Genomic DNA, 21,505 nt, shown 5'->3' on the forward strand with positions numbered 1-21,505 from the left:
GGCAGCCTGCTGACCCACGTGCGCCGGGGCGATATCGTCAACGTCCACTCACTGCGCCGGGGCGCCGCCGAGGCCATTGAAGCCATCGCCCACGGCGATAAACAGTCATCGAAAGTGGTGGGCCGCACTATTCGTGAGATCGACCTGCCCGATGGCACCACGATTGGCGCGATTGTACGCGGCAAAGAGGTCATCATCGCTCACGGCGATGTGATGGTAGAGAGTGGCGACCACGTGATTCTGTTTGTGATCGACAAGCGCCGCATTCGCGATGTGGAGCGTCTGTTCCAAGTCGGTTTAACGTTCTTTTGATAACCCTCGAATCACTGCCACTGGCGGCTAATAACAGGAGCATGCGACAACTATGAGTCTGCGGGTTATTTTGCGCATTTTGGGGCTGCTGCTCATGCTGTTCAGCCTAACCATGCTCCCCCCTACCCTGATCTCACTGTGGTTTCGCGACGGCGTGTGGAGTGCCTTTATTAGCGGCATTGCGATTTCTGTCTCCACCGGGCTGCTGCTCTACCTGCCTAATCGACGCTCACAAAAAGAGCTGCGTATCCGCGACGGCTTTATCATCGCCGCGATGTTCTGGACGGTGCTGGCACTGTTCGGCTCGCTTCCGCTAATGCTATTTGGTGAAGGGTCACTGGGTATCACCGATGCGGTGTTCGAGTCATTTTCCGGTTTAACCACCACCGGCGCCACGGTGGTCACCGGTATCGATTTTTTACCCGAATCGATTCTCTACTACCGCCAGCAGCTCCAGTGGTTGGGTGGCATGGGTATCGTCGTTCTGGCCGTTGCCATTTTGCCGACCCTGGGGGTGGGTGGAATGGCGCTTTACCGCACCGAGATTCCTGGGCCACTGAAAGACTCCAAACTCACCCCCCGTATCACCGAAACGGCCAAAGCGCTGTGGTACATCTACGCCACGCTGACATTAGCTTGCATGATTGCCTATATGCTAGCAGGCATGAGCTGGTTCGATGCCTTGAGTCATAGCTTTTCGACGGTTGCTATCGGTGGTTTTTCCACCTACGACGCCAGCATCGGCTACTTCGATAGCGCCGCCATCGAAATGATATGCGTGGGCTTTATGTTGATTTCAGCGTTCAGCTTTAGCCTGCACTTTATCGCCTGGCGTGAAAAAAGCCTGATGCACTACTTTCACGACCCCGAAGCGCGTTTTTTGATGCTCTTTTTGCTCGCGCTGTCAGTGATCACCGTGCTCTCTCTTTGGTTAACCGACACCTATGACACGCTACGCGGCCTGCGCCACGGGGTTTTCCAAGTCGTGTCGGTGGCCACCACCGCGGGCTTTAGTGTCGCCGACTTCTCCATGTGGCCCGGCGCCCTGCCCTTTCTGCTGTTTGTGGCAGCCTTCGTAGGTGGATGCTCCGGCTCTACCGGCGGCGGCATGAAAGTGATCCGAATTATTTTGATCATCAAACAGGGCATGCGCGAAATCATGCGGCTGATCCACCCCAACGCGGTGATTGCGGTCAAAGTGGGCAAGGTCAGCGTTCCCGACAGCATTGCTCAAGCGGTCTGGGGGTTCTTTTCGGTTTACGTCATGCTGTTCTTTTTAATGCTGGTGGGTGTGATGGCGACCGGGGTTGATCAGGTAACCGCCTGGTCGACGGTGGGTTCTGCGCTCAACAACCTTGGCCCCGCTCTAGGCGAAGCCAGCACCCACTATGGCGACATGCCCAGCCTGGCCAAATGGATATTGGTCATGGCCATGCTGCTTGGGCGCCTGGAAATTTTTACGGTACTGGTGCTGTTTACGCCCGCTTTCTGGCGGCGTTGAACCTCCACCAGACCCACTTATTTGATCGAATTGAGAGCTGTTAATGAACCACGATGATCCATCTCACCAAGAAACGCCTAACGCAGAGGCGAGGCCGCTGGCTGAAACAGCGATCCCGCTTCCCCCTACCAGTGGGCCATTAAAAACGTTCACCATTGGCGAATCCCGCTACACGCTGCTAGGCACTGCTCACGTGTCGGCGGAAAGCGCCGACGATGTTCGCGCCCTGTTGGATAGCGGTGCGTTTGACGCCGTCGCCATTGAGCTCTGCGATGCCCGTCACCACAGCATGGCCAACCCGGATGCCATGGGCGAGCAGGATCTGTTTCAAGTCTTTAAACAGGGTAAAGCGGGCATGGTGGCCGCGAGCCTGGCGCTGGGCGCCTTTCAGCAGCGGATTGCCGATCAATCCGGCATTCAGCCGGGTGCCGAAATGCGCGCCGCCGTTGAGGAAGCCAGCCGCCGTCAGCTACCGCTGCTGCTGGTCGATCGCGATGTCGGCATAACGCTGAAACGCATTTACAGCAATGTACCCTGGTGGCAGCGCTTCTCGCTCTTCTCAGGTCTGCTGGGCAGTGTGTTATCCCGCCAGGATATCTCCAAAGAGGATATAGAAAAGCTCAAAGAGGGCGATATGTTGGAGGCCACCTTCAGCGAGTTTGCCGCCGAATCCGAAGCGCTCTATACACCGCTGATTCGTGAACGCGACCGCTATATGGCGCTTCGTTTGGCCGAGGATGCGCCGCCAGGGCGCTACCAACACGTGTTAGTGGTGCTTGGCGCAGGCCACCTCAAAGGCACCGGCGAGCATCTTGAAGCGCCACTGCCCGCCGAGCCAAAGGTCGAGCGCGAAGCGCTGGAAGCCACCCCGCCGCCGTCCAAGCTTTGGAAAGCGCTGCCGTGGTTGATTACCGCGTTGGTGCTTACCGGCTTTGCGATTGGTTTTTCGCGCAACACCGACCTTGGCTGGCAACTGGTGCTTGAGTGGTTCTTGATTAACGGCATTCTCTCTGGCGGTGCGACGATTATCGCCATGGCCCACCCGGTAACCGTTATTGCTACCTTCTTTGCTGCGCCGCTCACCTCGCTGAACCCCACCATCGGCGCTGGCTTTGTGGCCGCCGGGGTTGAGCTCTATATGCGCAAACCCAAAGTGCGCGATTTTTCATCGCTACGCCACGATGTCACGCAGTTAAAAGGCTGGTGGAAAAACCGCGTATCGCGCACCCTGCTGGTGTTTATTCTCGCGACACTAGGCTCGGCGATAGGCACCTGGGTGGCCGGGTTCAGAATCGCTGGCGCTCTGTTTGGCGGCTAGGCGCCGCATCGCCGCAGTAGGCGGGTCGATTTTATGATGCAATCGACTCGCCGCATAGCTATCGTTAAACACCTCAAAATAGTCATCTAGCACGTCCGCAGCAACCGTATCCCCACCCTGACGCAGCAGCTCGATAGCCACTTCCGCAGTGCAAAGGTGCGCTTTCGACGCTGGCTTGCGCAGCCGGTAGCGCGTCTCACGCTCTGTTCTCAATGGCAGCACAGGCAACGCATCCAGATAGGCGCTTTTACGGAACATACGCCGCGCCTGACGCCAGGTGCCATCCAGAATGATAAACACCGGAATGCGCGCCAGCTCTTTCGCCGAGTGAACCGCGTCGATACCCACCACCCGATCCGCGTAATCGGGCTGATCATCGGGAAAGATCACAAAGGGCGCGTAACGCGGGTCTTTTAGCAACTCCGCTAACTGAGCATCCGGCGCCGTGCGGTACCAAGTAAACACCTGGGTCGTCGTGATCACATCGCGAATCAAGCGCCCGGTATTGGTCGGCTTAAAGTGCTCTATCGGATGCGTTATTAGCCAGACCTGAGCATGGCTCTCCGCCTTCACCTGATAGGGGCACAGGCAATTCAGTATGGGTAGCTGGCAGTGATCGCAGCGGGTGACAAAACTGCCCCGCGCCTTGAACTCGCGCCGCGGCGGACGCGGATACTCACTGGTTGGGCTGTCTCCCGAACCAACAACAGAGCGATCATTCACAGAGCTCTTATCAACAGAGCTATCAAAAGCAGACATCCGCGCTCCATAGGGTGGGAAATCCAAGAGTGAAAGAGTGAAAAAGTTAAAACGAGAACTACCGAGAATGGTAAAAGGCGCAGAGTATAAAGCAGGGTAGCGCTGATCAGCTAGGCACTCTGTCATAAGAACAGGGCTATGAGGAAATGATTATGCGATAGAAGAAAGCGCAAGCTTTTGGTCAATGCGCTCCAGAATAGAACTCAAACAGGCTACTGACTCAATCGCCAACATCAAGATCGCCGCATTTTTATCGGGGTCATCCGGATATTCATGGGCGAAGCGATTGCGCAGCATTCTAAGCGCTTGCCATTGCTCACTGTCTTCGATGTAACCTAGCTTTTCGAGACGATGAAGTTTGTCGAGCATAGGCCGATCTTCATAAGGCTCCTGAAGGTATAGAAGTACCGAAGGGAGCAATCGCGCACCAATAGCATCCTGCAATTTGCCAAACCGAAGCACGAATTGATCCAGGCTTTGGATCTCTGCATCACTTAGTCGCGCAAAGCGCTCGCCGGTAATAGGTAGCGACGTTTGCAAAGACGACAACGCATAGTCAATGAAATGCCGATGACGCTGACACTCGCGCCAAGCATCAAGTAAACGCTGTTGCGAAATATCTTGAGTCATAACGCAATACCTGATTGTTCGGCTATGCGGAAAATGGCTGGGTAGTGACCTCTATTGGGGTAGTCAATCAACATATCGATTTTTTGTTCGCCCAGCGCCTGCTGAAGTTGCACCTGACACCGCATTTCAGCCCGGACGATATCATTAACATCCTGCATGTCCGTGGTGATCAGTAGGTCGATATCACCGCCTCGACGGCTGTCATCCGTACGCGAGCCAAATAGCTTCACCCGTGCCTTGGGGCCGAAACAGCTTTTTACTGACTGAACGATCATTTGGCGCTGATAGTCGCTCAAACGCATAGTAGCTCACCTCAGATGGGGTTATGCAAAGGCTAGCATATTTCATCGCTACCACCGTAAACCTAAAAAACATCCAACGTTGACACACAAAGCGCAACGCCGCTAAAGTCTCGTCAACTATTAAATTTAAAAAGGTTTACACCATGACCGTGCCCCACGAGCGATTTCACGAACAGCGCCACGATTGGACGCTAGAAGAGATCAACGCGCTGTTCGCGCTGCCGTTCAATGATCTGCTGTTCCAAGCCCAGCAGGTTCACCGGGCCCACTTTGATGCTAACGCGGTGCAGGTCTCTACCCTGCTGTCGATCAAGACCGGCGCCTGTCCGGAAGACTGCAAATACTGTCCCCAATCCGGCCACTACAACACCCAGCTAGAAAAAGAGAAGCTGCTGGAAATCGAAAAAGTCGTCGAACAAGCCAAGGCAGCGAAAGAAGCCGGTGCCAGCCGCTTTTGCATGGGTGCGGCATGGCGCAGCCCACGGGATAAAGACTTGCTGCTGGTCGAAGAGATGGTTCGTCAGGTGAAAGCCCTAGGCCTGGAAACCTGTATGACGCTGGGGATGGTCGACGGCGAGCAAGCCAGCCGACTGGCCACTGCGGGGCTCGATTACTACAACCATAACCTGGATACCTCGCCAGATTACTACGGCGAAATCATCACCACCCGCACCTACAGCGACCGGCTGGAAACCCTCTCCAACGTGCGCGATGCGGGCATGAAAGTGTGCTCCGGCGGCATTCTCGGCATGGGTGAAGATGCCCAGGATCGTAGCGCCCTGCTGCAACAGCTGGCCAAGCTCTCCCCGCACCCGGAATCCGTGCCCATCAATATGCTGGTGAAAGTCCCCGGCACACCGCTGGAAAACGTCGAAGATCTAGACCCCATTGAGTTCATACGCGCCATTGCGGTCGCCCGCATCATGATGCCGCAAAGCCATGTGCGCCTCTCCGCTGGCCGCGAGCAGATGAACGAATCGACCCAGGCGCTGGCGTTTTTGGCCGGCGCCAACTCGATCTTCTACGGCGACAAACTGCTGACCACCAGCAACCCTCAAGTGGATCGCGACCGTGCGCTGTTTGCCAAGCTGGGGTTGCACCCTGAAAAGATCGAAACCTGTGAAAGCGAGGATACTCAAGCAGCACGCCTTGCCCAACAGACACAGCAGCAGGTGCACGCCGAACGCGTTGCCGAGCTGGCGGTAGACGCCAGTGTCTAAAGCGTGGCAACAGCGTCTGGCCGACGCCCGCGCTCATCGTCAACAGACGGATCGCTGGCGCACTCGACAAGTAGCCAAAAGCAATACCCTCGACTTTGCAGGTAACGACTACCTGGGCCTTGCTCAAGACCCGCGCGTTAGCGAGGCCCAGGCAGCGGGCGCTCGCCGTTACGGTGCAGGCGCAGGCGCTTCGCATTTGGTTAGCGGCCATCTGGAGGCTCACGACGTCCTGGAAGAAGCATTAGCACGCTGGACAGGCCGCGAACGTGCGCTGTTGTTTTCTACCGGCTATATGGCCAATCTTGGCGTGTTGCAAGCGCTGGCAGATCGCCATACCGCTATTTTCCAGGATCGCCTCAACCACGCATCGCTAATTGATGGTGCGGCGTTAAGCGGTGCCCGCTCGCGGCGCTTTCATCACCGAGATGCTATTGATCTGGAAAGCCTGCTAGCGCGCAGTGAATGCGCGCACAAGCTCGTGGTCAGCGATGGCGTTTTCAGTATGGATGGCGATGTCGCCGACATTGCCGCGCTTGTCGAAGTCAGCCAGCAGCACAGCGCTTGGCTAATGATCGATGATGCCCATGGCGTAGGCGTGCTAGGCGACAATGGCAGCGGCTGCGTGGGTAGCTCTTGGAACAGTGCCGAGGTGCCGATTCTGGTCGGCACCCTGGGTAAAGCACTGGGCACCGCAGGGGCCTTTGTGGCCGGCGATGCTGCGCTTATCGACCACCTTATTCAGTTTTCGCGCAGCTATATTTACACCACCGCCCAGCCCCCGGCCATTGCTGCCGCCACGCTTACAGCACTGGAAATTGTTCAGAGTGAGCCAGAGCACCGTACCAACCTCAACACCAACATCGTTTACTTTCGCCGCGAGGCGCTGCGCGTGGGACTACCGCTAACCACCTCAGTAACGCCCATTCAACCACTGATATTGGGTGATGAAGCACGTACACTCCACTGGGCGGTACAGCTCCGGCAAAAAGGGGTACAGGTTGGAGCGATTCGACCACCCACAGTGGCGAAAGGTGAGGCCCGGCTGCGCATAACCCTAAGTGCTCGTCACCAGGAGGGCGATATTGACCGTTTACTGGAGGCGCTAGCTGCGTGTCAACGCGAGGAGGTTGCGTGCCACGCCAACGCTTAGTGCTGCTGTCAGGCTGGGGCATTGACCAGCGTATTTGGCAGTTACTTGACGGGTACTGGCCAAGCAGACTCACCCCCCAGGCAGTGGAGTGGCCAGGGTATGGTGACGCTCCTGCCCTGTCCGCTGATGCGACCTTGGCGCAGCTGGCAGAGTCTATGGCTGACTCCTTACCCAGCGATGCTATCTGGGTAGGATGGTCTTTGGGAGGCTTACTTGCCACTGCACTGCTCGACTATCTTCCCGCCCCTAAGGGGCTGATCTTATTAGGCGCAGGCCCAACCTTCTGCGCCGATGATGGCGTCACCACTGCCGAGCTCAAGGCCTTTCAGCGCGCCTTTCTGCGCGACCCTATTGCCACTTGGCAGCACTTTTTGCGCTGGCAGACACAAGGGGAACCCAGCCCTCGGTTGGCTTACCGGCAACTGCGTGACTTGCTGGGCGATACGCCGCCCGCCGATAACAGCACCTTATCTACCGGTTTGCACTGGCTGGCAACGCTTGATAACCGCCCGCGCCTAGCAGCGCCCCCTTGCCCGGTTGTACGGCTCAGCGGCGAACATGACCCCTTACTCGGCCCGGCCCAGCGTTGCTTAGGTGAAACCTTAAGCGGCGTCGGCCACTCCCCTATGCTCTCCCAGCCCCAGGCTCTGGCTGCTGCGATTACCCACCATGCCACCCTGATGGCTAACGCCAATATGGCGGTTTTATGAGCATTTTAACGGTGAACAGCGATGCCCGCTGGCAGGCGCAGATCGCTCACGCTTTCTCCCGGGCCGCCCCATGCTACGATGCGCTAGCCACTGCTCAGCGCCAAATCGGTCAACGGCTATGGGATTCGCTACCCCACAACGCCTATAAAGTCCTCGATTTGGGCTGCGGCACCGGTTACTGGACGCAGCAACTGGCTGAACGTTACCCCCACGCTCAGATAACCGGGTTAGATTTAGCCCCCGGCATGCTCGCCCAGGCCCGCCAGCGCTATGGTGGCGCTGTCCACTGGCAGCAAGGCGACGCGGCGGCACTGCCGCTTAGTGACCACAGTGTTGATCTGGCATTTTCCAACTTGGCACTCCAGTGGTGTCGCGATATCGGCGCGGTGATGGCGGAACTTTATCGCGTGCTTCGCCCCGGTGGGCAGGCGCATATCACCACGCTGCTACCCGGCACCCTGGAAGAGATCGCCTTTGCCTGGCAGCGCCCCGAGGCGCTGCTGCAACCCCCTAACCTCGCCAGCGTCGAATGGGCCATTGGTGAAAGTGACTTAACCATTGCCCGGCAAGCGGCCACCGTTGAGCGCTTCTACTATGCCAACCTGCAAGCCGTTATGGCCTCCATTAAAGGCGTCGGTGCGCAGCTCCCCCGGGCGCATGCCAACCTTACCCGGGCTGACATCGCCGCTGCAAAAGCACGCTATGAGCAACTGCGCCAGCCGGAGGGCCTGCCGGTGAGCTATCGCTGTTTAACGCTGCAACTGGAAAAATCGCCATGAACGTCTGGTTTGTGACCGGCACCGATACCGATGCGGGTAAAACATTAGTGACCAGCGGCTTACTGCACGCCGCCCACCAACAGCAGTTGAGCTCGCTGGGCCTTAAACCAGTGGCGTCAGGCAGCGAGCCGACTAGCGAAGGTCTGCGCAATGGTGATGCACTGGCGTTACAGCAGCAGAGTGTGCCGCCGGTCGACTATGCCACGGTAAACCCTATCGCCTTTGCCCCCGCCATAGCGCCTCATCTCGCCGCGAAGGAGTCGGGCCAGCCACTTGAGGTTAGCGCCATCGTAAGCTCACTACGCGAAACGCTTAGCCAAACACCCAGGGACTTCACCCTGATTGAAGGCGCCGGTGGCTGGCGCGTGCCGTTAAACGACCAGGAGGATTTTGCCGACCTAGCGATGGCCCTAGAGCTACCGGTGATTCTGGTCGTCGGCTTAAAGCTGGGCTGCTTAAACCATGCCCGTTTGACCGCAGAAGCCATCCACGCAGACGGCTTGGTATTAGCAGGCTGGGCGGGCAGCGTGGTAGACCCCACCTTTACCGCCGACTCTGATCGTTTTGAGGCCAATATCGCCCATTTGAACGCCAAGCTGGCGGCCCCCTGTTTAGGCATTATTCCTCCTCTTGATGCACCCAGTGCCGCGGCTGCCGCCCCCTATCTCTCCCTGGAGCCGTTATGACAACACCTGTTTGGCATCCTTACGCCCACCTAAAAACCCAAACGCCCACGCCCAAGGTGGTGGGCGGTGACGGCGCTCACTTTGTGCTCGAGAGCGGCGAGCGGCTGCTGGATGCGACCTGCTCCTGGTGGTGCATGATCCACGGCTACGGCCACCCACGCCTGGTAGCGGCCATTCGCGAACAGGCCGGCGAGCTGTGCCATGTGATGCTCGGCGGCTTAACCCATGAGCCCGCCGACCAGTTGGCCCGTGAACTGGTGCGGATTACCCCCACCGGTCTGAATCACGTCTTCTATTCGGACAGCGGCTCGGTGGGCATGGAAGTGGCGATGAAAATGGCGCTGCAGTACCAGGTACTTACTGGCCACCCGGAAAAAAGCCGGATGCTCTCATTGATGAAGGCGTACCACGGCGACACCACCGGCTGCATGGCGGTGTGCGACCCTGAAGAAGGCATGCACAGCCTGTTTGCCAGTCTGCTGCCCCAGCACCACTTCGCCCCGGCGCCCACAGCCCCTTTTGATGCCACCGCTGAGCAGGTCGAGCACGATCTTAGCGCTCTGCGTAGCGTATTGGAGCGCCACCATCATGAGATTGCCGCACTGCTGATGGAGCCGCTTTTACAAGCGGCTGGCGGCCTCAATATGACCTCCCCTGCCTATGTTGCTGGCGCCCGGGCACTGTGCGATGAGTTTAATGTGCTGCTGATCTTTGACGAAGTCGCCACCGGCTTTGGCCGCACCGGCAAACTGTTTGCCGCTGACCATGCGGGCGTTACGCCAGATATCATGGTGCTCTCCAAAGGCTTGACTGGCGGTTATTTAGGCCACGCCGCCACCTTGGCAACGGATCGCGTCCATAGCGCCTTTATCGGCGACACTCCCCACCACGCCTTTATGCACGGGCCGACCTTTATGGGCAACCCGCTGGCCTGCCGCGTGGCGCTGGAGAGCCTGCGCGTCTTCGAGGATGAGAACTATCTGGGCAAGATTACGACGCTTAACCGCTTACTGCGCCGCGAACTGCTGGAAGACCGTGCGCTCAACGCGCATACCGCCGTTGCCGACGTGCGAGTGCTGGGCGCCACTGCGGTGATTGAAGCCCACTCCGCCGAGGCGCTCAAAGGGGTAGGCGGCTTCGCCCGGGAGCGGGGCGTCTGGCTGCGCCCCATTGGCCGTTGGCTGTATACCATGCCCGCCTATATCACCTCTGAAGCGGAGATGGTAAAGATTACCGAGGTGATGAAGGCGTGGTTTAGCCACAGCTAAAAGACAAAGCCATTAGGCTACGAGCCAGGATGGTCGCGAGCTAAAGCTGCCTCCCACGGGTGCCATTTGCAGTGCCCGAAGAGCACTAAGACAACAGTAGATTACCCTGCTGCTTCCAGCGATTTACCAGCGCTGGCACACCCTCGCCGGCGGTGGTGTTAATTGCCAGCACTCCCGGCGGGCTAAGGCTATCCGCCTCTGGGTCGACCAGTGCGCAGGGGGTGTCGTAGTCAATGTACGAAAGAAGCGAAGCGGCGGGCATGACCGCCAGCGACGTACCGACGACCAGCAAAAAGTCAGCCTGGCTAACCAGGTCGCAGGCTTCGGCAAATAGCGGCACTGATTCACCAAACCAAACCACATCGGGGCGCAGCTGGCTGCCCTTGTCGCAAACATTCCCCAGTTCGATGCCGCCTTTAAGCAGCGGATAGCGCATACGTTCATCTACCGATGAGCGAGCCTTTAAAATCTCACCATGTAAATGCAGTACATTGTGCGAACCTGCCCGCTCATGCAGGTCATCAATATTCTGAGTAATGATGCTGACGTTAAAGCCATCTTGCTCCAGGCCAGCCAGCGCTTTATGGGCAGCGTTAGGCTTGGCGCGGCGAATCTGCTCCCGGCGCTGATTGTAGAAATCCAACACCTGCTGCGGGTTACGCTGCCACGCCTCGGGAGTGGCGACATCCTCGACCGGGTGGTTCTCCCATAGGCCGTCGCTGGCACGGAAGGTCTTGATACCACTCTCAGCACTAATCCCCGAGCCGGTAAACACCACCAAATGCGGGCTTGCTGCCATGATGACCTCGTTATTAATGCTCCAATCCTGCTTAATATACTAGCTGACCGACACTGCCCGCAAAGCGCTGCTTATTGCGGTAAGGGTAAACATCAATGACGCGCCCATCGATAATGGCCTGCTGCAGTTCCAGCCAGTAATCCGGGTCGAAGAGTTCAGGATGCTGGTGCATGAACATATCGCGCAGCGCTTTATTGGCAAACATAAAGGGCCCAAACTCCTCTGGAAAGATATCGTTGGGGCCGATAGAGAGCGTGTCGCCTCCCTGAAAGTCATTGCCGTAGGATTTAGGGATATGCCGAAAACGGCACTCGGTGAGGTAGCAGACTTCATCGTAGTCGTAGAAGATCACCCTTCCATGGCGTGTCACGCCAAAATTTTTCAGCAGCATATCGCCAGGGAAGATATTCGCTGCCGCCATCTGCTTAATGGCATTGCCGTAATCCTTGAGCACCATCTCCTTCTCTTGGTCGCTGCACTTCTCCAAATAGATATTGAGCGGCGTCATCATCCGCTCGGTATAGCAGTGCTTGATGATGACCTTATCGTCTTTCAACACAACGGTTGAGGGCGCCACTTCCAGCAGATGCTCCAGGCACTCCGGCGCAAAATGATCCTGACGGACAATAAAATTGGAAAACTCCTGGGTATCGGCCATGCGCCCTACCCGGTCATGGCGCTTTACCAGCCGATACTTTTCACGCACCACGGCGTGGGTCACGTCTTTGGCCGGGTCGAATTTATCTTTGATGATCTTAAACACGGTGCGAAAACTGGGCAGTACAAACACCGCCATGACCATGCCGCGCACGCCTGGGGCGATAATAAACTGATCTTCACGTTTGGCGACCTGACGGTTCAAGGCCCGGAAAAACTCGGTTTTACCATGCTTGAAGAAGCCGATAGCTGCGTAGAGCTCGCCTTCCGGTTTGTGCGGCATTAACTGCTGCAGGTAGTCGACAAATTCCCTGGGCACCGCCACATCAACCTGAAAGTAGGCGCGGGTGAAGGAGAAAATAATCGAGACTTCATCCGTTTCGATCAGCACCGTATCCAGGTGTAGACGGGGATCGCCTCCTGCCTGTTCACCAAACCCTTCACCGTGGAGTACCGGCAGCACTAACGGCACCTGCTCACCGCCGCCCAGGATTCGCCCGACCAGATAGGCGCCTTTATTGCGATAGAAGACGCTATTGAGCAGCTCGACTTCAGCGTTATCAGCGCTCAAAATCGCCGCGGGTAAGTGCTGTTGTAAAAAGGTGGCGCCGAGATGAGTATCCTGATCTATTTCCGCAAAGCGATTTTCGAAGGGGGCATCGATAAGCGCCCATTTGAGCGCGGCCTGCCAGTCGCCGTTAACCTGTTTGCGACGGCATAGGTCAATTCCCGAGCGGTGGGCGGCATCCTGCCGGGAGCTATACACAAACATCCAGTCGTTGCGGATATGGCGGTGGTGGAAAATGGCGCAGAACAGCGAGTTAAAGAAGGTTTCAGCGAGCTCATAATCGAGTCGGTGACTGATCAACTCAGCGTAGTGGTTGCGCGCCTCGCGCCAGCACTCACAGTGAGAAACCACCTCGGGATCAAAAGTACGCTTTAAGCGCCCCAGAGTGTCATCAATTTTTTCCTTATAGAGATTGATGCGCTCGGCGGATGCTTGCTGCGTTTCGCGCCACGCCGCGTCACGGAAACGACGGCTGGCATCGGCAGTGATCTCTTTAAAACGCGCGCGATACTCATCGAAGCCATGCAAAATCGTCGTCGCTAAGCGGTATGCAGGTGAGTGCTTCACGGGCCAGGCTCCAGATTATTTTTACCAGCTTCGCGTAACTGGAAACCATATGCGAGACGACCTTGGTGGGTACCCTGTGCCCAGTTAGCGCAAGGGCTCTATATGTTTGACCTGTAAGCAGAAGGCGCCAGACGTGCGGTCAGCAATCAAAAAGCCGAGCTGGTGAATCTCGCTTGGCGTTATTGCTGGCGCGTCACTCAATACCGTTCCCCGCCGCACTGCCTCAAAAGCATCCCATGAAAAGTGCAGCGTCTCCCAGGCATCTTGAGCAGGCGTAAACTTCACTCGGTACGCTGAGGCATCGCCCAGAGCGGTGCTTTTCAGACGTAGTTGATAGGTACGCCCGTCGCCCCGCACGGTCAGCGCGAGGCCCTGGGCATCCGCCAGCGTGGGTTCGAAGCCGTTGGGCTCGCGACGAACGGAGGCAAAGCCACCGCCGTTTTCCAGTGACACCTCGCCATGAAAATGTCCTTCGCCATCAGTAACGCGAAAAGCGCTCCTTGAAACGCCTCCCATTACGTCATCATCAACGGCATACCAGCGCTGCTGCTCGCTGGGACGATCAAATGTCAACGTCATGACGACTCCTTTATCATTAGCCAAAAAAGCCTCTTTGCCGCAGGGCAAAGAGGCTTGTTTAGCCTAGGCGATTAACCTCGCAAATTACAGCTTCGCTGTCGTGACAGCTGGGTCTGAATCACTACCTTCCAGATCTTCAGGTGAAGCGACCACCAGCGCAAACTCCTCCTCGGCGGTTTTCGCTACGAGGTGATGCTTGCTGTAGAGGAAGAAGTAGGCTGCGCCAACAATGAACAGCACAATGGTGTAGTTAAAGGCGCGTGGGTCGAAGGCGTATACCCCGGTGAGCGCAACCAGGGAAAGCACCAGTGCAATCCCTGAGGTGACGACACCGCCAGGGGTTTTATACGGGCGCGGCAGGTCGGGTTGTTTTACCCGCAGTAGAATATGGCTGAGTGCCATGAGCGCATAAGAGATCGTCGCACCGACCACGGCCATTCCCAGCATCAGGTCGCCTTCACCGCTTAACGACACCAGAAAGCCAAACACGCCGGGCACGATCAAGGCAAGGTAAGGCACTTTACGGCCACTGGTCAGCGACAGTGCCTTGGGGAGGTACCCCGCCCGTGAGAGCGCAAACACCAACCGGCTGTAGCCGTAGATGATAGAGAAGAAGGAGGCAATCAGCCCCGCCAGGCCCAGCACGTTCACCACGGTTGCCAGGGTCGGGTTACCTGCTGCATTCAACGCATCCACCAGCGGCACGCCGCTTTGACCGATCATCTCGGCACCCGCCGCACCCGCCAGCAGCACCACGACTAACAGCGCGGTGAAGAGCAGGAAGAGCATCGCGCCGATAATGCCTTTGGGCATGTCCCGGGCAGGATCCTTAGCCTCTTCGGCAGCCAGCGGTACGCCTTCTACCGCCAGGAACAGCCACATACCAAAGGGTAATGCCGCCCAGACGCCGTACCAGCCAAAGGGCATAAAGGTGCTCGCACCCGCCGCATCGGTAGGGGCAATATCGAACAGGTTGGTGGCATCAAAATCACCGATCAGTGCGACGGCAGTAGCCAGGATAGCAAACACTGCCAAGCCGCTGATGACCATCATGACTTTTAGCGCTTCCCCAACCCCCGCCAGGTGAATGCCGATAAACAGCGCGTAGAAAATGAGGTAGACCAGCGGCCCGTTGATACCCAGCAACGACTCTACGGCGGCACCAATGAAGATCACAATAGCCGCCGGTGCCAGGGCATACTCGATCAATACGGCCAGCCCGGTCAGATAGCCGCCAGCAGGCCCCATTGCCTGGCGGGCAAAGCTGTAGCCGCCCCCAGCCGCGGGTATCGCCGCCGACATTTCGGCAAGTGACAGCACCAGCGCCAGGTACATTAATGCCATCAGACACGCGGCTATCGCAAAGCCACCCCAGCCAGCTTCAGCAATACCAAAGTTCCACCCGGCGAAATCACCGGAAATTACGTAGGAAACCCCTAGGCCCGCCAGCAGCATCCAGCCAGCGGTACCTTTGCGCAGTTGGCGCTTGGCCAGATACGCTTCATCAACAGATGGTTGTGTCATCTTTTTACCCTCATGGTGTGGAACGAAAGTGTCGTCAGCGGCGTGCTTTGCTATAGGCTGCTTACTGCGTTCCATATTGTTATGGGAGAATTGTTACGTCCTGATTGTTAAACGTTTGTTGTTATACGTCTGGTGTTATACGTCTGCTGCTGTACGGCTTTTGCCGTGGGCCAAGGTCGTTAATCAGCGACCAAAAAGTTGCGTGTTGAACCGGATGAGGCATCACCTTCCAGCACATCGTCTTCACTGCGGTCTTTTAACTTAACCCCGGATACCTTGAGCTGACGGGCCTCTTTTAACAGTAGAAAGAAGCGTCGAGCAGCCTCCTCCACCTGTAGACCTGCCGGGCGTACGTTGGAGATACAGTTGCGCCGATCATCTTTTAGCCCCGGTTCCGGTGCCCAGGTCATATATAGCCCCAGGCTATCCGGCGAACTTAGCCCTGGCCGTTCGCCGATCATCACCAGCACGGCATCGGCATTGAGCAGTGCGCCAATTTCGTCGCCAATCGCCACACGCCCCTGCTCGACAAGCGTCAGTGGTGCTAGCGTCCAATCAGCCGCATCGCTGTTCAGCATCTGATAAAGCGCGCTAAGAAACGGCGCACTGTTTTGCTGTACAGCCAACGCAGAAAGCCCATCGACCACAACGATCGCAAGGTCATAGCGCTGCTGAGACTCAGCGGCTTTCTGTAGGTACTCACGGGTCTCGTCGTTAAGGCGACGGCCATAGTCGGGCCGCTGCAGGTACATGGCACGATCCTGGGCGTGGCTGTGCAGGCGCAGCGGTGCTTCAGACAAACTTAGGGCTTGGGTTAGCTCTGCGGAGAGTGCTTCCACATCCAGCGGGCAGTGAACCGCATCCTGGGCTTGGGCATGGGCGAGTTGAAACGCCAGCAGTTTGCTGGTCGGCAGGCTAACCCCAGCGCGCCCCAGGCCAATTCGTGCGTCAGTAAAGGCGTTTAGCCGCTCCCAGGGGTTCTCCACCACGATGGGTGATGATGGATCATGTGCCATGGCGAGGCTCCTTGGGTAGGTGGCGCAGACTGTTGGCAAAGGCGGCGGGTAGCTGGTCATTGAGCCGGTGGGTGCTGACATCCTGGAAAATCTGCATCTCTTCGAGCCAACGCTCAAACTCCGGCGCGGCCTTCAGCCCCAGCACTCGCCGTGCATAAAGCGCGTCGTGAAAGGAGGTAGTCTGGTAATTGAGCATAATGTCATCAGAGCCGGGGATACCCATTATGAAGTTGCAGCCCGCCACGCCGAGCAGCGTGAGTAGGTTATCCATATCGTTCTGGTCAGCTTCGGCGTGGTTGGTGTAGCAGACATCGCAGCCCATGGGCACGCCCAGCAGCTTGCCGCAGAAGTGATCCTCCAGCCCGGCCCGGGTGATCTCTTTACCGTCGAACAAGTACTCGGGGCCGATAAACCCCACTACGGTGTTGACCAACAGCGGATTAAATTTGCGCGCTACCGCGTAGGCGCGGGCCTCGCAGGTTTGCTGGTCGAGCCCATGGTGGGCATCGGCGGAGAGCGAGCTGCCCTGGCCGGTTTCGAAATACATTACGTTGCGCCCCACCGTGCCGCGATTCAGCGACTGGGCCGCCGCTTCGGCTTCAGCGAGAGTGCTCAAGTCAAAGCCAAAGCTGCGGTTAGTGGCCTCGGTGCCGCCGATCGATTGAAAGACCAGATCGACCGGGGCGCCCTGCTCGATCGCTTCCAGCGTATTGGTCACATGGGTAAGCACGCAGGACTGGGTGGGAATTTGATACTTCTGAATCACCTCATCCATCAGGCGCATCAGCTTGACGCTTTGGGCGACATTATCCGTTGCCGGGTTGATGCCAATCACCGCATCGCCGCTGCCGTAGAGCAGGCCATCCAGGATGCTCGCCGCAATACCGGTCACGTCGTCGGTGGGGTGATTAGGCTGGAGCCGAGTAGAGAGCCGCCCCGGCAGGCCGATGGTATTACGAAACGCAGTGGAAACCCGGCACTTTTTCGCAACCAGAATCAAATCCTGATTGCGCATTAGCTTGCTGACAGCGGCGGCCATTTCGGGGGTAATCCCCGCTTTCACTTCCGCGAGTACCTCACTGGTAGCGTGATCAGAAAGTAGCCAGTTACGAAAGTCGCCCACGGTCAGGTGGCTGATGGGAGCGAAGGCGGCGGCATTATGCTCATCCATAATCAGCCGGGTGATCTCATCCTCTTCATAAGGAATCAACGCTTCGTTTAAAAAAGTAGTGAGCGGTAGTTCGGCCAATACCATTTGGGCGACCACCCGCTCTTCGGCGCTCTCCGCCATTACCCCGGCCAAACGGTCGCCGGAACGGGGTGGCGTGGCTTTGGCCATCAGCTCGGCTAGACTTTCAAAACGGTAGCGGCGGCTCCCCACCGTCGTGTGATAGGTCTGCGTCATGGGGCCTTCCTTTTTTATATTTCAATTTCTACGTATATTTTTAGACACAGCGTCAGGCATACGCGTTGAGGTATAAAACTTGCTTGTTTCTACCATAGCGCTATCACTAGTCAGGTAGTATCGAGTTTTGGCAAACCCACTGACATTTCACAAATCCAAATAAATACAAAATGTTATGGCGATAAATAAATTATGATTAGCCAAATAATCACTGCGAGGTGCGCTTCATGACCACGCTCGACAGCTCATTCGCACCAACAAGGTGCATTCAAGAGGCCTTTGATGCCGATGAGCATGCGCAAAACCTGACGCGCTGGCAGCAGGAGTACGATCAGCTCAGTCCTGGCAGCTTCTATGGCCGCCTGGATGAAGTGGCACTTGAAACCATGCAGGTGTTTAAGGAGTACACCGGGCAGGCGCTACGTCAGGATTGCCGGGTGTGGCCAAACTCGCTGTGGATCGGGATTCCTACCACTCGCCAGGGTACGCGTATCAACGGTCAACCGCTTAGCGCGGGCGAGGTGATGTGCCGCCCTGGCGGACGGGACTTTGAGCTGGTCACCCCCGAAACCTTCGATATCTATGGACTAGTGATTCAGCTACCAGCGTTAGCAGAGGCTGCCCAACGGCAGGGTGTGAGCCTGGATAAACGCTGGCAGGAGAGACCACGTCGGCCTGCGCCCAAGGAGACGCTGAATGCCGTATCGTTTCTTATCGAACGTTTACTCACCAGCCAAACGCTGACGATCGCCAGCCATATTCATCAAGATATTCTGCTTATGGCGCTACTGGAACTGCTACAAGCAGAGCAGCCTAGCGCCGAACTGCCCCCCAGCTACGCCCATCGCAAGGACGTGGTTGATCGTGTTAAGCGCTATGTAGACGAACATTTGGATGGCCCGGTGACCATGGAGGAGCTTTGCCAGTTGACCCATGTTAGCCGTCGCACGCTGCAATACAGCTTTACGACCATTTTAGGCATTAGCCCACTACAGTTTTTACGCCTGACACGGCTGAATCGCGTACGTCGGGCGCTGCGTGCGGCATCGCCGGAGCAGTCGGTAACAGACATTGCGACCTATTGGGGCTTCTGGCATCTGGGCCAATTTGCCCACGACTATAAGCAGCAGTTTGGGGAGTCACCTTCGCAAACGCTTAATGGGAGAGCGTTTTGAGCCAATCGCGGATAGGCTATACAAGCTAGCCTTCCGCGGGCCTGATTAACTGCGGTAGTTATTAAACACGCGTTAGTAAGCTTAGTTAAAGGTCGGCAGGTGCTTGGATTCACGCCCCGGCAGACCACAATCAAACCAACTGTGGTGCGCCATGCTGTCGTCCCAAATGTGATAATGCAGCTGCGACAGCATCACCGGGTCATCTAGAAAATCCAAACGCTCCAGCCGACTCATTGCCGCGGGCCCCATCCTGACTCCGCGAGCCACCCGCTCGGCGCGACGTCGACGTATTGGTTCAACATCGTTATGCCGTGATGTTGCTAAGGCAGTGGCCAACGCATTGGGCACAGGGTCTACCACCACTTGGGCAAAAGAGGGCGCCGCCATGCCTGTGTTCATACGGGAGAGCAAGCTCACCATGCGCCGCAGTACTCGTGGCGGTTGCGTTTCGTCGGGAATCCGGAACAACCGCCTTTGGAAGCAGAACCGCCCTAACGAGACACGGCTCGACAGCGCGGATACCGGGATCGATACCATCAAGGCGACGACGATGGGCGAGAGCCACCACAGAAATGTTGGTTCCATAACGTAAACGCCCGCTGCCCAAACAGCCCCTATTAGGGTTTGACTCCAATGAGCGCGAAAGGCATCCCCCCAGGTCGTGTCGCTATTTTCCCGTGATGGTGAGCGCCACTGAACCGCCCACCCCATCAATGACGTAAGCACAAAGCGAGTGTGAAACAGCATCCTGACTGGCGCCAATAGCATCGAGAAGAGCGACTCAAGCACCATGCTCGCCAACACCTTGAGTGGCCCGCCAAATCGACGACTACCCTGTATCCACACCAGCAATACGCTGAGCAGCTTAGGCAAGAACAGCAGTAACGCCGTCACACCAAACAGTCCTACTGCTAAGGTGGGGTTCCACTGCGGCCAAACAGGAAACAGCATCCCCGGCTCAGGAAAGTAGTCGGGGGTGCTAAACGTGTGCACGGCTAACAGTGCGGTAGAGAGGACTAGGAAAAGACACCATAGCGGCGCTGAAAGATAAGACATTAAACCGGTCAGGAAAACGGCACGGTGCACGGGATGAATGCCTTGGGAAAAAAACAGCCGGAAGTTCATCAAATTGCCGTGACACCAGCGTCGGTCGCGATTGAGCTCATCGAGCAGGTTAGGCGGCATTTCCTCATAGCTGCCTTCCAGTTGGTAGGCAATCCATACCCCCAAACCGGCGCGGCGCATCAGCGCTGCTTCGACAAAATCATGGGATAAAATCTCGCCCGACATGGAGCCTTTACCGGGCAGTGGCGCCAGTATGCAGTGCTGCATAAACGGCGCTAAGCGAATGATCGCGTTATGGCCCCAATAATGTGATTCGCCTAACTGCCAAAAATGCAGCCCGGCGGTAAACAGCGGCCCGTAAACCCGCGTCGCAAACTGCTGCATGCGAGCGTACAAATTGAGACGTCCGGAAGCACGTGGCGCCGTTTGGATAATACCCACATTGGCGTGCACCTCCATCATTTGCACCAGCCGGGTAAGGCATTGGCCACTCATAACGCTATCGGCATCCAATACCAGCATATAGCGATAGAGTGCTCCCCAGCGTCGGCAAAAATCGTCAAGGTTACCGCTCTTACGTTTCACACGACGCTGTCGACGGCGATAGAAAACCTGACCGAACGCATCCAAGTCGCGACACAACACCAGCCAGGCATAGGTTTCTTGAATGGCGGTATCGGGATCGGACGTATCGCTCAGGATGAAGATGTCAAAATGACGATCATTACCCGTGCTGCGCAATGACTCCAGGGTGGCGCGCACCCCGGCAAATACCCTGGCAACGTCCTCGTTACAGATGGGCACCAGCAACGCTGTACGTGCCTCATCATCAATCGGCTCGTCACCCACCTCACTATCAATAGCGTAGCGGTCATGGCGTCGTAATAGCTGGAAAAACCCCATCAAGGCCGTCCAAAACCCGGCGGATACCCAGGCAAATAGCAGCACAAACAACGATAGGATAGTGATCTCAAGCCACTCCAGGCCTTGGCCGGGGAGTACGGTACGCATCTGATTGGCGGCGATGATGCTTTGACCAAAAATAAGCACCAGCAAAATCCAGCGACGCCTTGAGGCGACCCACTTCCAAGACGCGGAGGGTGACGCTCTTTTACGCCGACGGAAATCACCGTTAGCCCAGCGCTTGAAACGTCGGCCGATATTCACAAAAGGATTGGTCGACCACTTTTGGGGGGCCAGCGGCGTCCGCTTCATCGCTGGCGCAGTCCATAGTCGTGTAATGCCCGACGTGTCCGTTGACAGCACTTCCGGTGGCGCTAGTGGCGGCTCTGCATAGGCAAGCGCCAAACGCCTACCCACAGATAACGCTGCCGGGTCATCACTGTCCTTACTCTGGCAATCTCTCTCCCCACCCAGCGCCGCATGCAGCGAAGCCATGTCGTGTTTATCAAGATCACCGACCAGTAACTTGTAGCGCTCCTCACGATCCTGGGTCTCTAACGCCAACCGCTCTAAATAAAGATCCGTAGGCGTTGCCTGCGAAGAAGACATTGT

At 57.0% G+C, this 21,505-nt stretch carries 20 protein-coding genes; 10 read left to right on the forward strand and 10 right to left on the reverse strand.

Annotation, left to right across the window (positions count from 1 at the left end; translation table 11 throughout):
• The 3 genes from JI62_RS00810 to JI62_RS00820 form a co-directional block, all read left to right on the forward strand.
• A partial coding sequence (locus JI62_RS00810) for a TrkA C-terminal domain-containing protein (RefSeq protein WP_276206539.1) occupies nt 1-312 on the forward strand: 312 nt, incomplete at its 5' end.
• 52 nt (nt 313-364) lie between these two features.
• The gene (locus JI62_RS00815) at nt 365-1,813 is read left to right on the forward strand and encodes a TrkH family potassium uptake protein (RefSeq protein ID WP_088698342.1); all 1,449 of its coding nucleotides are present in this window, start codon (nt 365-367) and stop codon (nt 1,811-1,813) included.
• Between the two features lie 43 nt (nt 1,814-1,856).
• Complete coding sequence (locus JI62_RS00820; protein WP_088698343.1) at nt 1,857-3,131, forward strand: TraB/GumN family protein; 1,275 nt, start codon at nt 1,857-1,859, stop codon at nt 3,129-3,131.
• Here JI62_RS00820 and JI62_RS00825 read toward each other — a convergent pair.
• The 3 genes from JI62_RS00825 to JI62_RS00835 all read right to left on the reverse strand — a co-directional run bounded on the left by JI62_RS00825 (nt 3,066) and on the right by JI62_RS00835 (nt 4,822).
• On the reverse strand, nt 3,066-3,890 hold the full coding sequence (locus JI62_RS00825; RefSeq protein WP_088698344.1) for a DTW domain-containing protein: 825 nt from the start codon (nt 3,888-3,890) through the stop codon (nt 3,066-3,068). The two genes, JI62_RS00820 and JI62_RS00825, sit on opposite strands and share 66 nt — an antisense overlap.
• Before the next feature lie 150 nt (nt 3,891-4,040).
• Nucleotides 4,041-4,520, reverse strand: coding sequence for a hypothetical protein (locus JI62_RS00830; protein ID WP_170938451.1), 480 nt, complete (start codon nt 4,518-4,520; stop codon nt 4,041-4,043).
• Nucleotides 4,517-4,822 carry a DNA polymerase III subunit beta gene (locus JI62_RS00835; RefSeq protein WP_088698345.1) on the reverse strand — a complete coding sequence of 102 codons (306 nt, stop codon included), beginning with the start codon at nt 4,820-4,822 and terminating at the stop codon, nt 4,517-4,519. Before JI62_RS00835 ends, JI62_RS00830 begins: the two co-directional genes overlap by 4 nt.
• Before the next feature lie 143 nt (nt 4,823-4,965).
• Between JI62_RS00835 and bioB the strand changes: the two genes are divergently transcribed.
• Genes bioB through bioA form a run of 6 tightly spaced genes read left to right on the forward strand, consistent with a single transcriptional unit; the run spans nt 4,966 to nt 10,635 of the window.
• Entirely contained in the window at nt 4,966-6,042 is a 1,077-nt protein-coding gene (gene bioB, locus JI62_RS00840; RefSeq protein WP_088698346.1) for a biotin synthase BioB, read from the forward strand.
• A complete protein-coding gene (gene bioF / locus JI62_RS00845; protein WP_088698347.1) occupies nt 6,035-7,192 on the forward strand; it encodes an 8-amino-7-oxononanoate synthase in 1,158 nt (385 codons plus the stop codon). Before bioB ends, bioF begins: the two co-directional genes overlap by 8 nt.
• Complete coding sequence (locus JI62_RS00850; protein ID WP_088698348.1) at nt 7,174-7,902, forward strand: alpha/beta fold hydrolase; 729 nt, start codon at nt 7,174-7,176, stop codon at nt 7,900-7,902. Before bioF ends, JI62_RS00850 begins: the two co-directional genes overlap by 19 nt.
• Nucleotides 7,899-8,681: a malonyl-ACP O-methyltransferase BioC gene (bioC, locus tag JI62_RS00855; protein ID WP_088698349.1), complete on the forward strand. Its 783-nt coding sequence runs from the start codon at nt 7,899-7,901 to the stop codon at nt 8,679-8,681. The genes JI62_RS00850 and bioC overlap by 4 nt, the downstream gene beginning before the upstream one ends.
• On the forward strand, nt 8,678-9,367 hold the full coding sequence (gene bioD / locus JI62_RS00860; protein WP_088698350.1) for a dethiobiotin synthase: 690 nt from the start codon (nt 8,678-8,680) through the stop codon (nt 9,365-9,367). Before bioC ends, bioD begins: the two co-directional genes overlap by 4 nt.
• Complete coding sequence (gene bioA, locus JI62_RS00865; RefSeq protein WP_088698351.1) at nt 9,364-10,635, forward strand: adenosylmethionine--8-amino-7-oxononanoate transaminase; 1,272 nt, start codon at nt 9,364-9,366, stop codon at nt 10,633-10,635. The genes bioD and bioA overlap by 4 nt, the downstream gene beginning before the upstream one ends.
• Before the next feature lie 85 nt (nt 10,636-10,720).
• Here the strand turns inward: bioA and JI62_RS00870 are convergent, their stop codons facing one another.
• From JI62_RS00870 to JI62_RS00895, 6 genes are all read right to left on the reverse strand, one after another.
• The gene (locus JI62_RS00870; protein ID WP_088698352.1) at nt 10,721-11,434 is read right to left on the reverse strand and encodes an SIR2 family NAD-dependent protein deacylase; all 714 of its coding nucleotides are present in this window, start codon (nt 11,432-11,434) and stop codon (nt 10,721-10,723) included.
• Nucleotides 11,435-11,465: 31 nt separating this feature from the next.
• Nucleotides 11,466-13,226, reverse strand: coding sequence for a bifunctional isocitrate dehydrogenase kinase/phosphatase (aceK, locus tag JI62_RS00875; protein WP_088698353.1), 1,761 nt, complete (start codon nt 13,224-13,226; stop codon nt 11,466-11,468).
• A gap of 84 nt (nt 13,227-13,310) precedes the next feature.
• Nucleotides 13,311-13,805 (reverse strand): CIA30 family protein, encoded by a 495-nt coding sequence (locus JI62_RS00880; protein WP_088698354.1) that lies wholly within the window; start codon nt 13,803-13,805, stop codon nt 13,311-13,313.
• An 84-nt stretch (nt 13,806-13,889) separates the two neighbouring features.
• On the reverse strand, nt 13,890-15,329 hold the full coding sequence (gene eat, locus JI62_RS00885; RefSeq protein WP_088698355.1) for an ethanolamine permease: 1,440 nt from the start codon (nt 15,327-15,329) through the stop codon (nt 13,890-13,892).
• A 179-nt stretch (nt 15,330-15,508) separates the two neighbouring features.
• Nucleotides 15,509-16,345: an ethanolamine ammonia-lyase subunit EutC gene (gene eutC, locus JI62_RS00890; RefSeq protein ID WP_088698356.1), complete on the reverse strand. Its 837-nt coding sequence runs from the start codon at nt 16,343-16,345 to the stop codon at nt 15,509-15,511.
• Nucleotides 16,335-17,750 carry an ethanolamine ammonia-lyase subunit EutB gene (locus JI62_RS00895; protein ID WP_088698357.1) on the reverse strand — a complete coding sequence of 472 codons (1,416 nt, stop codon included), beginning with the start codon at nt 17,748-17,750 and terminating at the stop codon, nt 16,335-16,337. Before JI62_RS00895 ends, eutC begins: the two co-directional genes overlap by 11 nt.
• Nucleotides 17,751-17,977: 227 nt before the next feature.
• On the opposite strand from JI62_RS00895, the gene JI62_RS00900 reads away from it, so the two are divergent.
• A complete protein-coding gene (locus JI62_RS00900; RefSeq protein ID WP_088698358.1) occupies nt 17,978-18,925 on the forward strand; it encodes a helix-turn-helix domain-containing protein in 948 nt (315 codons plus the stop codon).
• 81 nt (nt 18,926-19,006) lie between these two features.
• On the opposite strand, the gene mdoH is transcribed toward JI62_RS00900, so the two are convergent.
• Nucleotides 19,007-21,502 (reverse strand): glucans biosynthesis glucosyltransferase MdoH, encoded by a 2,496-nt coding sequence (gene mdoH, locus JI62_RS00905; RefSeq protein ID WP_240513090.1) that lies wholly within the window; start codon nt 21,500-21,502, stop codon nt 19,007-19,009.
• Nucleotides 21,503-21,505: the final 3 nt, after the last annotated feature.

The organism is Halomonas campaniensis, from assembly GCF_002211105.1.
GTDB lineage: Bacteria > Pseudomonadota > Gammaproteobacteria > Pseudomonadales > Halomonadaceae > Vreelandella > Vreelandella campaniensis_A.

Bases quoted from the DNA above. Each gene is read 5' to 3' on its own strand.
- bioC (WP_088698349.1), top strand. From the start codon at position 7,899: ATGAGCATTTTAACGGTGAACAGCGATGCCCGCTGGCAGGCGCAGATC.
- mdoH (WP_240513090.1), bottom strand. From the start codon at position 21,502: ATGTCTTCTTCGCAGGCAACGCCTACGGATCTTTATTTAGAGCGGTTG.
- eutC (WP_088698356.1), bottom strand. From the start codon at position 16,345: ATGGCACATGATCCATCATCACCCATCGTGGTGGAGAACCCCTGGGAG.
- JI62_RS00880 (WP_088698354.1), bottom strand. From the start codon at position 13,805: ATGACGTTGACATTTGATCGTCCCAGCGAGCAGCAGCGCTGGTATGCC.
- bioA (WP_088698351.1), top strand. From the start codon at position 9,364: ATGACAACACCTGTTTGGCATCCTTACGCCCACCTAAAAACCCAAACG.
- JI62_RS00830 (WP_170938451.1), bottom strand. From the start codon at position 4,520: ATGACTCAAGATATTTCGCAACAGCGTTTACTTGATGCTTGGCGCGAG.
- JI62_RS00900 (WP_088698358.1), top strand. From the start codon at position 17,978: ATGACCACGCTCGACAGCTCATTCGCACCAACAAGGTGCATTCAAGAG.
- JI62_RS00870 (WP_088698352.1), bottom strand. From the start codon at position 11,434: ATGGCAGCAAGCCCGCATTTGGTGGTGTTTACCGGCTCGGGGATTAGT.
- bioB (WP_088698346.1), top strand. From the start codon at position 4,966: ATGACCGTGCCCCACGAGCGATTTCACGAACAGCGCCACGATTGGACG.
- JI62_RS00895 (WP_088698357.1), bottom strand. From the start codon at position 17,750: ATGACGCAGACCTATCACACGACGGTGGGGAGCCGCCGCTACCGTTTT.
- JI62_RS00825 (WP_088698344.1), bottom strand. From the start codon at position 3,890: ATGTCTGCTTTTGATAGCTCTGTTGATAAGAGCTCTGTGAATGATCGC.
- JI62_RS00820 (WP_088698343.1), top strand. From the start codon at position 1,857: ATGAACCACGATGATCCATCTCACCAAGAAACGCCTAACGCAGAGGCG.
- eat (WP_088698355.1), bottom strand. From the start codon at position 15,329: ATGACACAACCATCTGTTGATGAAGCGTATCTGGCCAAGCGCCAACTG.
- JI62_RS00835 (WP_088698345.1), bottom strand. From the start codon at position 4,822: ATGCGTTTGAGCGACTATCAGCGCCAAATGATCGTTCAGTCAGTAAAA.
- JI62_RS00815 (WP_088698342.1), top strand. From the start codon at position 365: ATGAGTCTGCGGGTTATTTTGCGCATTTTGGGGCTGCTGCTCATGCTG.
- bioD (WP_088698350.1), top strand. From the start codon at position 8,678: ATGAACGTCTGGTTTGTGACCGGCACCGATACCGATGCGGGTAAAACA.